Origin of the sequence: Lacisediminihabitans sp., assembly GCF_036404185.1 — a bacterium.
Lineage (GTDB): Bacteria > Actinomycetota > Actinomycetes > Actinomycetales > Microbacteriaceae > Lacisediminihabitans.
Map to the genome: position 1 here is coordinate 1 of NZ_DASWPB010000110.1, position 12594 is coordinate 12594.

The 12594-nt window shown below is 68.3% G+C and carries 14 protein-coding genes; 13 read left to right on the plus strand and 1 reads right to left on the minus strand.

The features are described 5' to 3' along the window. From VGC18_RS08040 to VGC18_RS08100, 13 genes are all read left to right on the plus strand, one after another. Positions 1-739, plus strand: a 739-nt coding sequence (locus tag VGC18_RS08040; protein WP_331096074.1) for a threonine--tRNA ligase, incomplete at its 5' end; no start/stop codon positions are given. A 2-nt stretch (positions 740-741) separates the two neighbouring features. Then, on the plus strand, positions 742-1341 hold the full coding sequence (locus tag VGC18_RS08045) for an HIT family protein (protein WP_414672868.1): 600 nt from the start codon (positions 742-744) through the stop codon (positions 1339-1341). Between the two features lie 48 nt (positions 1342-1389). After that, positions 1390-2307, plus strand: a complete 918-nt coding sequence (gene pdxS / locus VGC18_RS08050; RefSeq protein WP_331096076.1) for a pyridoxal 5'-phosphate synthase lyase subunit PdxS — start codon at positions 1390-1392, stop codon at positions 2305-2307. Then, entirely contained in the window at positions 2297-2896 is a 600-nt protein-coding gene (pdxT, locus tag VGC18_RS08055) for a pyridoxal 5'-phosphate synthase glutaminase subunit PdxT (RefSeq protein ID WP_331096078.1), read from the plus strand. Before pdxS ends, pdxT begins: the two co-directional genes overlap by 11 nt. A 68-nt stretch (positions 2897-2964) precedes the next feature. After that, positions 2965-3726, plus strand: a complete 762-nt coding sequence (locus VGC18_RS08060; RefSeq protein WP_331096080.1) for a YebC/PmpR family DNA-binding transcriptional regulator — start codon at positions 2965-2967, stop codon at positions 3724-3726. Positions 3727-3735: 9 nt separating this feature from the next. Beyond that, on the plus strand, positions 3736-4323 hold the full coding sequence (ruvC, locus tag VGC18_RS08065) for a crossover junction endodeoxyribonuclease RuvC (protein ID WP_331096082.1): 588 nt from the start codon (positions 3736-3738) through the stop codon (positions 4321-4323). Further along, positions 4320-4946, plus strand: coding sequence for a Holliday junction branch migration protein RuvA (gene ruvA / locus VGC18_RS08070; protein ID WP_331096084.1), 627 nt, complete (start codon positions 4320-4322; stop codon positions 4944-4946). Before ruvC ends, ruvA begins: the two co-directional genes overlap by 4 nt. Then, positions 4943-5980 carry a Holliday junction branch migration DNA helicase RuvB gene (ruvB, locus tag VGC18_RS08075; protein WP_331096086.1) on the plus strand — a complete coding sequence of 346 codons (1038 nt, stop codon included), beginning with the start codon at positions 4943-4945 and terminating at the stop codon, positions 5978-5980. Before ruvA ends, ruvB begins: the two co-directional genes overlap by 4 nt. Positions 5981-6058: 78 nt before the next feature. Continuing rightward, positions 6059-6469 (plus strand): preprotein translocase subunit YajC, encoded by a 411-nt coding sequence (gene yajC, locus VGC18_RS08080; RefSeq protein ID WP_331096088.1) that lies wholly within the window; start codon positions 6059-6061, stop codon positions 6467-6469. 98 nt (positions 6470-6567) lie between these two features. Beyond that, positions 6568-8292, plus strand: coding sequence for a protein translocase subunit SecD (gene secD, locus VGC18_RS08085; protein WP_331096090.1), 1725 nt, complete (start codon positions 6568-6570; stop codon positions 8290-8292). Then, the gene (gene secF / locus VGC18_RS08090; protein ID WP_331096092.1) at positions 8292-9281 is read left to right on the plus strand and encodes a protein translocase subunit SecF; all 990 of its coding nucleotides are present in this window, start codon (positions 8292-8294) and stop codon (positions 9279-9281) included. The genes secD and secF overlap by 1 nt, the downstream gene beginning before the upstream one ends. Positions 9282-9329: 48 nt before the next feature. Then, positions 9330-9668 (plus strand): rhodanese-like domain-containing protein, encoded by a 339-nt coding sequence (locus VGC18_RS08095; protein ID WP_331096094.1) that lies wholly within the window; start codon positions 9330-9332, stop codon positions 9666-9668. A gap of 87 nt (positions 9669-9755) precedes the next feature. After that, positions 9756-12023 carry a bifunctional (p)ppGpp synthetase/guanosine-3',5'-bis(diphosphate) 3'-pyrophosphohydrolase gene (locus VGC18_RS08100; protein ID WP_331096096.1) on the plus strand — a complete coding sequence of 756 codons (2268 nt, stop codon included), beginning with the start codon at positions 9756-9758 and terminating at the stop codon, positions 12021-12023. Here the strand turns inward: VGC18_RS08100 and VGC18_RS08105 are convergent. Beyond that, the gene (locus VGC18_RS08105) at positions 12020-12592 is read right to left on the minus strand and encodes a type IV toxin-antitoxin system AbiEi family antitoxin (RefSeq protein WP_331096098.1); all 573 of its coding nucleotides are present in this window, start codon (positions 12590-12592) and stop codon (positions 12020-12022) included. The genes VGC18_RS08100 and VGC18_RS08105 overlap by 4 nt on opposite strands. Positions 12593-12594 lie beyond the last annotated feature (2 nt).

Here is a 12594-nt window from a genome sequence, read left to right on the forward strand (position 1 = left end):
GGCCGAGATCGCCAGTCAGCTGGAGTTCGTCTTCGAGACCCTGCGCGGCTACGGGCTTGCGGACTTCTATCTGGAGCTCTCCACCCGCGATCCCGCCAAGTCGGTCGGCTCGGACGAGGCGTGGGCGGATGCGACGGAGACGCTCCGTCAGGTGGGCATCGAGTCCGGCCTCGAGCTCGTCGACGATCCGGGCGGCGCCGCCTTCTACGGGCCGAAGATCTCCGTGCAGGCGCGGGATGCGATCGGCCGCACCTGGCAGCTGTCCACCGTGCAGCTCGACTTCAACCAGCCGGAGCGCTTCGAGCTCGAGTACACGGCTGCGGACGGCACCAGGCAGCGGCCCGTGATGATCCACCGGGCCCTCCTCGGCTCGATCGAGCGCTTCTTCGCCATCCTGCTCGAGCACTACGCCGGTGCGTTCCCGGTCTGGCTGTCCCCGGTGCAGGTCGTGGGCATCCCGGTCGCGGACGAGTACGGCGACTATCTCGACGGCGTCATCGACCAGCTGAGGTCCAGGGGCGTCCGAGCGGAGGTGGACCACTCCAGCGATCGCATGCCGAAGAAGATCCGCACCCACACCAAGGCCAAGGTGCCGTATCAGCTCATCGCCGGCGAGGAGGATCGTGCCGCCGGTGCGGTGAGCTTCCGGTTCAGGGACGGCACCCAGGAGAACGGCATCCCGGTCGCGGAGGCCATCGAGAGGATCACCACGGCGATCGCCACCAAGGCGCAGGTCTGACGGTGGTTGATTTTCCCGGTGCCGGCGAGTTCTCGGGTCTTCCCGTCGAGTCCTCCGCCGAGTTCGCGGCGGTCCCGGATGCCTTTCAGCGGCTGTGGACCCCTCATCGGCTGGTCTACATCGAGGCGGGTCCGGAGCCGCATGTCGCCGAGTGCCCGTTCTGTGCCGCTCCGTCGATGAGCGACGAGAAGGCGCTCATCGTGGCGCGCGGCGAGCACTGCTACGTGCTGCTCAATCTGTTCCCCTACAACTCCGGGCACCTGCTCGTGTGCCCGTATCGCCACGTTGCGACGTATGACGAGGCGACCCCTGAGGAGGTCGGCGAGATGGCGAGCCTCACCCAGGAGGCGATGCGGGTGCTGAGCGCGACCTCGCGCTGCGACGGGTTCAACATCGGGATGAACCAGGGAAGGATCGCCGGCGCCGGCATCGCGGCGCACCTGCACCAGCACATCGTCCCGCGGTGGGCCACCGACTCGAACTTCTTCCCGATCATCGCCGGGACGAAGGCCGTCCCGCGACTGCTCGGGGAGGTGCGCGCGGAGGTGGCCGCCGCCTGGCCGCCGCGTCGCCGCGACCGGCCGCCCGTCCGTCCGGAATAGAATGAGACCCGTCCCGCGAACGCGCGCAGGGACGGCAGAGAGGCGATTGTGACAGAGACCGGAACCACCGTTGGCGACGAGACGAACGTGCTGGGGTCCAGCCGCGTCAAGCGTGGCCTGGCAGAGATGCTCAAGGGCGGCGTCATCATGGACGTCGTGACCGCCGAGCAGGCCAAGATCGCCGAGGACGCCGGCGCCGTCGCCGTCATGGCACTCGAGCGAGTGCCAGCGGACATCCGCTCCCAGGGCGGCGTCGCCCGGATGAGCGACCCCGACCTCATCGACGGCATCATCGAGGCCGTCTCCATCCCCGTCATGGCCAAGGCCCGCATCGGGCACTTCGTCGAGGCCCAGGTGCTGCAGGCGCTCAAGGTGGACTACATCGACGAGTCCGAGGTGCTCAGCCCCGCCGACTACGTCAACCACATCGACAAGTGGCCGTTCACCGTGCCGTTCGTCTGCGGGGCGACCAACCTCGGTGAGGCGCTCCGGCGCATCAACGAGGGTGCCGCCATGATCCGCTCCAAGGGCGAGGCGGGGACGGGAGACGTCTCGGAGGCGACCAAGCACATCCGCACCATCAAGTCGGAGATCGCGGCCCTCTCCGCGAAGACGCACGACGAGCTCTACGTCGCGGCGAAGGAGCTGCAGGCGCCGTACGAGCTCGTTCTCGAGGTGGCCAGGACGGGCACGCTGCCCGTGGTGCTGTTCACCGCGGGCGGCGTCGCGACCCCGGCGGACGCCGCGCTCATGATGCAGCTCGGCGCTGACGGCGTGTTCGTCGGCTCCGGCATCTTCAAGTCGGGGGATCCGGCCAAGCGCGCCGCGGCGATCGTCAAGGCCACCACCTTCTTCGACGACCCGGCGATCGTGGCGGAGGCCTCGAGGGGACTGGGCGAGGCGATGGTCGGCATCAACGTCTCCGATCTGCCCGCGCCGCACCGCCTCGCCGAGCGTGGCTGGTAGCCTGCCGCCGGTCGGCGTTCTCGCCCTCCAGGGCGACTTCCGCGAGCACCTCGCGGTGCTTGCGGGGCTGGGCGCGGACGCCAGGCCGATCCGACGCGCCGAGGAGCTCGCGGAGGTCGAGGGGCTCGTGATCCCCGGCGGAGAGTCCACGGTCATGGACAAGCTGTCACGAGCGTTCGGGCTCGCGGAGCCGCTGATCGCGGCGATCGGCTCCGGGATGCCCGTCTACGGCACCTGCGCGGGTCTCATCATGATCGCCGATTGCGTGCTGGACGCGATCGAGGGCCAGCAAAGCCTCGGCGGCCTGGACATCGCGGTACGGCGCAACGCCTTCGGCTCCCAGCTGGACTCCTTCGAGACCGACCTCGACGTCCCCGCGTTGGGCGACCCTCCCATGCACGCCGTGTTCATCCGCGCGCCCATCGTCGAGCGGCTGGGTGCCGACGTGACCGCCCTGGCCAGCCTGGACGACGGCCGAGTGGTCGCCGTCGAGCAGGGCGCGATGATCGGCACCTCGTTCCACCCGGAGATGACGGGTGACACGCGCTTTCACGAATACTTCCTCGACAAGGTGCGCGGCCGGGCCTGACCGGCGATTCGTCGGGGCACGGCGAGCGGCGACGGGAAGGCGCCCGGGCCCTGGTTAGAATGTTCAGCATGTCAGGCCACTCCAAATGGGCAACCACCAAGCACCAAAAAGCAGTCAAAGACTCGCGGCGTGCCAAGTCGTTCGCCAAGCTCATCAAGAACATCGAAGTCGCGGCGAAGCTGGGCGGCGCCGATCTGTCGGGCAACCCGACCCTCGTCGACGCCATCCAGAAGGCGAAGAAGACCTCGGTGCCGAACTCGAACATCGATTCCGCGGTCAAGCGCGGGTCTGGGCAGCTCGGTGAGGCGGTCGACTACCAGACCATCATCTACGAGGGCTACGCGGCGGGCGGCGTCGCCCTGTTGATCGAGTGCCTCACCGACAACAAGAACCGCGCCGCCGCCGACGTGCGCACCGTGATGACCCGCAACGGCGGCACCATGGGCGACCCGGGAAGCGTCGCATACAACTTCAGCCGCAAGGGCGTGGTCTCCGTGACGAAGACCGACGGGGTCACCGAGGACGACATCCTCGCCGCCGTCCTGGATGCGGGGGCCGAGGAGGTCAACGACCGCGGCGCCGGGTTCGAGATCGTCACGGAGCCGCAGGACCTGGTCAAGGCCCGCACGGCCCTTCAGGACGCCGGGATCGACTACGACTCCGCGGACATCGAGTTCGTTCCGGGGCTGACCATCGAGGTCGACCTCGAGACGGCCCGCAAGGTCTTCCGCCTCATCGACGCCCTCGACGACAACGACGACGTGCAGAACGTCTACGGCAATTTCGAGGTGCCGGCCGACGTGCAGGCCGCGCTCGACGACGAGGAATAGCCCGTCGCCGTGGCCTCGTTCCGGGTGCTCGGCATCGATCCCGGACTCACGCGCTGCGGTGTCGGCATCGTCGACGTCACGGCGAGCCGCGCGGCGACCCTCGTGGAGGTGACCGTCGTCCGCACCCCCAGCGGCATGGCGCTCGAGCAGCGTCTGCTGCTGGTGGGGGACGAGATCGAACGGCTGCTCGACCTCCACCGGCCGGACGCGGTCGCGATCGAGCGGGTATTCGCCCAGCACAACGTCCGGACGGTCATGGGGGTGGCCCAGATCAGCGGCGTCGCCCTGCACCTGGCGGCGAAGCGCGGCCTGCCCGTCGGGCTGCACACCCCCTCTGAGGTCAAGGCGGCGATCACGGGTTACGGTGCCGCCGACAAGAAGCAGGTGGGGACCATGGTGGCCAGGGTGCTGGGACTCGCCGAGGTGCCGAAGCCGGCCGATGCCGCGGACGCCCTCGCCATCGCGATCTGTCATGCCTGGAGGCGCGGGGCACCCGTCGCCGCCGCGACGGGAACCCTGACGCCCGCCCAGGCGGCGTGGCTCGCCGCGGAGCGTTCCGCCGGCACGTCGGCGGCCGACCGTAGGCTAACCCCATGATCTCTTCGGTGCGCGGTATTGTGCTCGGTGTCGCGGGCACGACCGCGGTGATCGAGGTCGGGGGAGTCGGGTTGTCGGTGACGGTCACCCCGGCGCATGCGATGTCGCTGCGGGTCGGCTCAGAGGCGACGGTGCGGACCGCCCTCATCGTCCGGGAGGACGATCTCTCCCTGTTCGGCTTCGTCGACGCCGACGAGCTGGCCGTGTTCGACCTCCTGCGCGGCGTCACCGGGGTCGGCCCGAAGTCGGCGATGGGCGTGCTCGCGGCCATGAGTCCCGGCCAGATCGCCGCGGCGATCGCCACAGAGGACGACGCCGCGTTCCGCAAGGTCTCCGGCATCGGCCCGAAGACCGCGAAGCTCATCGTCCTGTCCCTCACGGGTAAGGTGCACGTGGCGCCGACCGCGGTGGGCGGCAGGCCGGCGGAGACCTCCGTGAGCGAGAGTGTGCTCGTCGCCCTGATCGGCCTCGGCTGGTCCGACCGCGTCGCCTCGCAGGCGGTCGAGGAGGCTCTCGCCTCCGCCTCCGCCGAGGAGTCCACGGCCGTTCCTGCCCTGCTCCGCCTCGCGCTGTCCCGGCTCGGCCCTCAGCAGGCCAGCCCGATCGGCTCCGGTGCCCGATGAGCGGCATCGACGACCCGTCCGCCCTGATCGTGCGGCCGACCCCGGAATCGGATGCCGAGCTCGCCTTCGAGGGTGCGCTCCGGCCGAAGACCCTGGCCGAGTTCATCGGCCAGGCCAAGGTGCGGGCCCAACTGCAACTGCTTCTCGATGCCGCGAGGATCCAGAACCGCACGCCGGATCACATCCTGCTCGCCGGTCCTCCCGGTCTCGGCAAGACGACGCTGGCGATGATCGTGGCCCAGGAGAGCGGCCGGCCGCTGCGGATGTCGAGCGGGCCGGCCATCCAGCACGCCGGTGATCTCGCCGCCGTGCTCTCCTCTCTCGTCCCGGGGGAGATCCTCTTCATCGACGAGATCCACCGCATGGCGCGCTCGGCGGAGGAGATGCTGTACCTCGCGATGGAGGACTTCCGCATCGACATCATGGTCGGCAAGGGCGCCGGTGCGACCTCCATCCCTCTCGATCTGGCGCCGTTCACCCTCGTCGGGGCGACGACACGCTCCGGGCTGCTGCCGAACCCGTTGCGCGACCGATTCGGGTTCACCGCCCACCTGGAGTTCTACGCGGAGGCGGAGCTCGAACAGGTGCTCACCCGCGCGGCCGCTCTGCTCGATCTCGCGGTCGACCGGGAAGCCCTTGCCGAGATCGCCGGCCGGTGCAGGGGCACCCCGAGGATCGCCAACCGCCTGCTGCGCCGGGTCCGCGACTACTCCCTCGTCCACGACTCCGACGGCATCGAGGCCGTGCATGCCGCCCTCGAGCTCTACGACGTGGATGCCCTGGGCCTCGACCGGCTCGATCGCGCTGTCATGGAGATCATCCTCACCCGTTTCGACGGGGGCCCGGTCGGTCTCGGCACGCTCGCCGTCTCCGTCGGGGAGGAGGCGGAGACCATCGAATCGGTCGTCGAACCCTTCCTCGTCCGGATCGGGCTGCTGACCCGTACGCCGCGAGGCCGGGTGGCCACCCGCACGGCCTGGAAGCATTTTGGGCTCGCCAAGGCCGACGGGAGCCTGTTCGGCGATGACCTATAATTCAAGCTGGTCTCACAGCACGCGGGGCTAGACTCCCAGCGTTCCCCACCCAGCGTTCCCCGGAAGGTCCTTTCACCCATGCCAGACATCACCCTCATCCTCATCGCGGTAGCGCTGGTTCTGTTTGTGTTCTTCCAGTTCCGCACCTCGCGCAAGCGTGCCAAGGAGACCGCCGCCCGCCAGGCCGCGATCGGGCCCGGTGTTGAGATCATGACCAACTACGGCCTCTACGGCACGGTCATCTCCATCGATGAGGACACCAACGTCGCCCTCATCGAGAGCACCCCTGGCACCGTCCTGAAGATCCACCGCCAGACGATCCTCAAGGTCGTCGAGGAGGAGACCCCCGTGGTCGAGGAGGAGCCGACGCAGACGGCGCAGCTCAACCAGGACAACGCCATCGTCGCCGGAGAGCCGGAGTTCGGCGAGCGGATCGACCCGTCCGAGACCAAGCCGGCCAGCAGGTCCAGCAAAAAGTCCGGCGAGTAACCACTACCCTGAAGTGTGCCCACGTGCGACCCGCACGTGAGGCCTTCAGCATGTCCGTGGTCTGATCCGCGGCGCGCGCAGAGAAAGCTGAGTTCGCTTTGGCAAGAACGACCCCGGTCAAGAGGGCACTGAGGTCGCTGACCTGGCTCCTGGTCATCGTCGCAGCGTTGGCCGCGCTCAACGGCTACGCGGCCATCTTCGACAAGGGGTCTTGGGCGCCGAAGCTCGCGCTCGACCTCGAGGGCGGCACCGAGATCATCCTGAGCCCCCAGGTCGCGGCGGGACACGCGGCTCCCACCGCCCAGCAGCTCGATCAGGCCGTCGCGATCATCCGCCAGCGCATCGACGCCAGCGGCGTGTCCGAGGCGGAGATCAACACCCAGGGCAGCCAGAACGTCGTCGTCTCCATCCCCGGCATCCCCGACCAGGCCACCATCGACAGGATCGAGTCTTCCGCGAAGCTCGAGTTCCGTCCGGTCCTGCAGTCGGATGCCGCGCCGGTCAGCTCCGTCGGCGGGAAGTCGGCCACCCCGACCCCGAGCCCGTCCGACTTCAGCACGCTGCCGGCGACGCCGAGCACCAAGCCGACCAACGCGAGCGACGAGGCCTACGTGACCCCGCGGCTCGCCGCAGAGTTCGCGGCCTTCAACTGCGACCAGGTGGACAGCGTCGGTGCCAACGTCGCCGACCCGAAGAAGCCGCTCATCACCTGCGACGACTCGTCGACGTACAAGTACATCCTCGGACCGGTGGAGGTCGCTGGCGAGACGATCAGCGACGCCACGAACGGGCTCGTCTCCAACAGCCAGGGCATCAGCACCGGTCAGTGGGCGGTCAACATCGTCTTCAATTCGAAGGGCACCAAGGAGTTCGCCGACGTGACGAGGAGGCTGAACGCCCTCACCGGCGTGCAGAACCAGTTCGCCATCGTGCTCGACGGCCGGATCATCTCCGCGCCGACGACGAACGCGGTGATCACCGATGGCAAGCCGCAGATCACCGGATCCTTCACCCAGGCCAGCTCGAAGACGCTCGCGGATCAGCTGAAGTTCGGTGCACTGCCGATCGGGTTCAAGGTCCAGAGCAACGACACCATCACCGCCTCGCTCGGCAGCACCCAGCTGCAGAGCGGACTGCTCGCCGGGCTCATCGGCCTGATCCTCGTGGTGCTCTACTCCGTGCTCCAGTACCGCTCCCTGGCCTCGGTCACCATCGCCTCGCTGGTCGTCGCGGCGGCGCTCACCTATCTCATCGTCCTCGTCCTCTCCTGGCACGAAGGGTTCCGGCTGTCTCTGGCGGGTGTTGCGGGCCTCATCGTGGCCATCGGCATCACCGCGGACTCCTTCATCGTCTACTTCGAGCGGATACGCGACGAGCTGCGCGACGGACGAGGTCTTGAGTCCGCCGTCGGTGCGGGCTGGAAGCGGGCCATCCGGACGATCATCGCGTCCGACTCGGTCAACTTCCTCGCCGCGGCGACCCTCTTCGTGGTGGCCGTCGGCAACGTCAAGGGCTTCGCGCTCACGCTCGGGCTCACGACGATCGTCGACCTCGTTGTCGTCTCGCTGTTCACGCATCCGATGCTGCAGCTCATCGCGCGCAATCCCTTCTTCAGCGAGGGACACCGGTTCAGCGGACTCGACCCGAAGGCGCTCGGCGCGATCTATCGGGGCCGCGCGACCTTCCGAGAGCCCGTCGGCGTCTCGGCGAACAAGAGGGCCGCCGTGAGCCGCGAGGCGCAGAAGCGCCAGACCATCGCCGAGCGCAAGGCCGCCGAGGCCGCCGGAGAATCCACCAGCCGCAGCAAGGGGAAGGACTCCTGATGGCCAGCTTTTCCCAGTTCGGCAACGATCTCTACACGGGCAAGCGCTCGTACAACATCATTGGGCGCCGCAGGATCTGGTACACGGTCTCCGCGGTGCTCGTCCTCATCGTGATCCTGGTTCCGATCTTCCGGGGCGGGTTCGTCTTCGGCATCGAGTTCCGCGGGGGATCGCAGTTTCAGATCTCCGACACCAAGAACCTCGACCAGACCTTCGCGGGGGACACCGTGACCGCCGTCGTCCCCGGTGCCGACCCGCGGGTGACCGTTGTCGGCAACGACTCCGTGCGCATCCAGACGGACCAGCTCACGGATGCCCAGAGCGTGGCCGTCACGAACGCCATCGCGAAGGCGTATCACGTGGACACCAAGGAGGTGACGACCTCGTTCATCGGCGCGACCTGGGGCCAGGACATCACCAGGCAGGCCATCACGGGCCTGGTGATCTTCGTCATCCTCGCCACCATCGGCATGGCGCTCTACTTCCGCACCTGGAAGATGTCCGCGGCCGCGCTCGTCTCGCTGATCCACGACCTCGTGATCACCGCGGGCGTCTACGGCGTGTTCCGCATCGAGGTGACCCCTGCCGCCGTGATCGGCTTCCTGACGATCCTCGGCTACTCCCTGTACGACACGGTCGTCGTGTTCGACAAGATCCGTGAGACGACGGGCGAGGACGGCGAAAAATCCCGCCGCACCTTCGGGGAGTCGGTGAACCTCGCCGTGAACCAGACGCTGGTCAGGTCCATCAACACCTCCGTGGTGGCGATCCTCCCCGTCGGGGCGATCCTCTTCATCGGCGCCTTCATCCTGGGTGCAGGCACCCTGCGCGACATCTCCCTCGCGCTCTTCATCGGCATCATCGTCGGCACCTACTCCACGATCTTCATCGCGGCCCCGGTGTACGCGCACCTGCGCGCCGGCGAGGACGCGGTGAAGAAGCGGGACAAACGTGCCCTGGCGGCCCGCGAGGCGAGCCTCACCAGCTAGGGCGTCGACGGCCTAGAATATCGACGACCAGCGGGCGGGAATTTCGACATGGATGCATCCTCGGCGGTGACCGGGGCGGAAGCCCTCGAGCTGACGCACGACGGCGCCTGGCTGATGGACGTCCGCGAGCCGGTCGAGTGGGAGATCGGTCACGCGCCTCAGGCGCATCTGCTCCCGATGTCGACCATCACCGAGCGTCTGGGCGAGGTGCCCACCGGCCGACGGCTGCTCGTGATCTGCCACTCGGGGGCGCGTTCGCTCCGGGTCGCCGAGTGGCTGCGGGACGCCGGCTACGACGCGGTCAACGTCAGCGGGGGAATGGTCGCCTGGGCGGACGCGGGGGGCGAGCTGGCCGCCGACGGCCCGGCGGAGCCCCGTGTCGACTGATCGTCCGGCTGGGCGGGCTCGCGCCCTCAGCGAACCCCGGATCCTCCTCTCCGGCGCGGTGATAGTTTTGCCTAGGGAGGAGGAGCGATGACCGAGACCATACCGTCCAGTGCGGGAGCGCCGACCGGCGCCTCCCTGCGTGCGCTTCTGCCCCGTCTGTTCTCGAAGGCTCAGCCGGCGGGAGCCGTGGATCGGCTGATCAAGACGGCGAAACTGCATCATCCGAAGGCGGACGTCTCGATCATCGAGCGCGCCTATGCGACCGCGGAGGCCGCGCACCGCGGCCAGTTCCGGCAGAGCGGTGAGCCGTACATCACGCATCCCGTCGCCGTCGCGCAGATCCTCGCCGACCTGGGAATCGGGCCGAAGACCCTCGCGGCCGCGCTGCTGCACGACACCGTCGAAGACACGGACTACACCCTCGATCACCTCCGCGACGACTTCGGGGACGAGATCGCCATGCTCGTCGACGGCGTGACCAAGCTCGACAAGCTCAAGTACGGGGACAGCGCCCAGGCCGAGACGGTGCGCAAGATGGTCGTCGCCATGTCGAAGGACATTCGCGTGCTGGTCATCAAGCTCGCCGACCGTCTGCACAACGCCCGCACCTGGGGTTTCGTGCCGGAGGAGTCCTCGCGGCGCAAGGCCCAGGAGACGCTCGAGATCTACGCCCCGCTCGCCCATCGTCTCGGCATCCAGACCATCAAGTGGGAACTGGAGGATCTGTCCTTCGCGGTGCTCTACCCGAAGCTGTACGTCGAGATCGAGAACCTCGTCAAGCAGCGCACCCCGCAGCGCGAGGAATTCGTCCAGCAGGTCATCGACGCGGTCAACAACGATCTGAAGGCGTCGAAGATCAAGGGCAAGGTCGTCGGCCGGCCCAAGCAGTACTACTCGATCTATCAGAAGATGATCGTGCGCGGTCGCGAGTTCGACGAGATCTACGATCTCGTGGGCATCCGGGTGCTCGTGGGCTCCGTGCGCGACTGCTACGCCGTTCTCGGGTTCATCCACGCCAGGTGGAATCCGATCCCCGGGCGGTTCAAGGACTACATCGCCACCCCGAAGTTCAATCTGTACCAGTCGCTACACACGACGGTGATCGGTCCGAAGGGCCGGGCCGTGGAGATCCAGATCCGCACGGACGAGATGCATCAGCGCGCGGAGTTCGGCGTCGCGGCGCACTGGAAGTACAAGGAGCGGGTCAACGGCGGCAAGGGCACGGGAGACATCGCCGACGACGGCGACATGGCCTGGCTCGCCCACATCACCGACTGGCAGGCGGAGACGGCGGACCCGAACGAGTTCCTCGACAGCCTGCGGTTCGAGATCGGGGCCAAGGAGGTCTACGTCTTCACGCCCCAGGGCAAGGTGATCGGCCTGCCGGCGGGCGCGACACCGGTCGATTTCGCCTACGCGGTGCACACCGAGGTCGGCCACCGCACCATGGGGTCGAAGGTGAATGGGCGCCTGGTGCCCCTGGAGAGCACCTTGAACAGCGGCGACGTGGTCGAGATCTTCACCTCGAAGAACCCGGATGCCGGCCCGAGCCAGGGCTGGTTGAACTTCGTCAAGAGCCCGAGGGCGCGCAACAAGATCCGCCAGTGGTTCACCAAGGAGCGCCGGGACGAGGCCATCGAGCAGGGCAAGGATGCGATCGCCCGCGCGATGCGCAAGCAGAACCTTCCGCTGCAGAAGCTCATCAATCAGGACTCGTTCAGCGAGGTCGCCTCGCAGATGCGGTTCGAGGACATCTCGGCCCTCTACGCCGCCGTCGGTGAGGGCCACGTCTCCACCCAGTCCGTGATCGAGAAGGTGCTCTCCTCGTTGCGCAGCGAGGCGGAGAACGACGACGCGGACATGCCGTTCCCGTCGCGGGTGCGCGGCAAGCAGCTGCGCAACAGTGACTCTGGCGTGCTCGTGCGCGGGGCTCCGGACATCCTGGTCAAGCTCGCGAAGTGCTGCACGCCGGTTCCCGGCGACAAGATCGTCGGCTTCGTCACCCGCGGCGCCGGCGTCTCGGTCCACCAGGCCGACTGCCACAACGTCGCCTCGCTGCTCAAGGAGCCGGAGCGGATGATCGACGTCGAGTGGGCGCCGACCTCCTCGAGCGTCTTCCTCGTGCAGATCCAGGTCGAGGCCCTCGACCGGGCCGGGCTGCTGTCGGACGTCACGCGGGTGCTCTCGGAGAGCCACGTGAACATCCTGTCGGCCACCGTCTCCACGTCGAGCGACCGGCTCGCGCTCAGCCGGTTCGTCTTCGAGATGGGGGACACCACCCACCTGGATGCGGTCCTCAATGCCGTGCGGCGCATCGACACCGTCTACGACGTCTACCGGGTGAGCGGCGGCTAGGCCTCCCCTCCGACCCCGTCGCCCCCGATGGCGGATCGCAGGCGGCTGGCCGCCAGCCGTTTGCCCGGCAGGTTCCTCCGGCGTTCCAGCATGCTCAGGCAGGAGGCCAGGTCGAACCGGCCGAGTTCCCCGAGCCCGGCCACCAGCCGTCGCTCCTCCGCCCCGAAGGCCGGGCTGAACCGGGCGAGATCGACCGCGGTGCGCAACGGGTTCGTCGACCGCAGGCCGGAGTAGGCGATCAGGTCTCCCTCGTCGATGACGACCTCCCTGATGACGGCGCGGCGCGGACCGACCTGGCTCACCCTGGCGCCGATGTCGGTGCAGAGCTGGTGGACGGGCGGCGGCCGGTCGAGTGCTCCGAGAACCCAGGCCGCGCTCCGCTGTTCGGCGATCAACCGGCCGGGCAGTGAGGCGAACAGGGCCATCGCCCTGGTCGCCGGCCGTTCCAGCTCGTCGATCGGGCTGAAGCAGGCGTCGACCGCGTACACCTCCCCGTCGAGGCGAGCGGCCTGCAACTCGGCCGCCGGGAGGTCGTGGCGGGAGAGGACGGGCGGCAATCGGTGCGGCATGC

Coding starts and splice junctions, on each gene's coding strand:
- VGC18_RS08060 (WP_331096080.1), top strand. CDS start 2,965: ATGTCAGGCCACTCCAAATGGGCAACCACCAAGCACCAAAAAGCAGTC.
- ruvA (WP_331096084.1), top strand. CDS start 4,320: ATGATCTCTTCGGTGCGCGGTATTGTGCTCGGTGTCGCGGGCACGACC.
- ruvB (WP_331096086.1), top strand. CDS start 4,943: ATGAGCGGCATCGACGACCCGTCCGCCCTGATCGTGCGGCCGACCCCG.
- yajC (WP_331096088.1), top strand. CDS start 6,059: ATGCCAGACATCACCCTCATCCTCATCGCGGTAGCGCTGGTTCTGTTT.
- secF (WP_331096092.1), top strand. CDS start 8,292: ATGGCCAGCTTTTCCCAGTTCGGCAACGATCTCTACACGGGCAAGCGC.
- VGC18_RS08095 (WP_331096094.1), top strand. CDS start 9,330: ATGGATGCATCCTCGGCGGTGACCGGGGCGGAAGCCCTCGAGCTGACG.
- VGC18_RS08100 (WP_331096096.1), top strand. CDS start 9,756: ATGACCGAGACCATACCGTCCAGTGCGGGAGCGCCGACCGGCGCCTCC.
- VGC18_RS08105 (WP_331096098.1), bottom strand. CDS start 12,592: ATGCCGCACCGATTGCCGCCCGTCCTCTCCCGCCACGACCTCCCGGCG.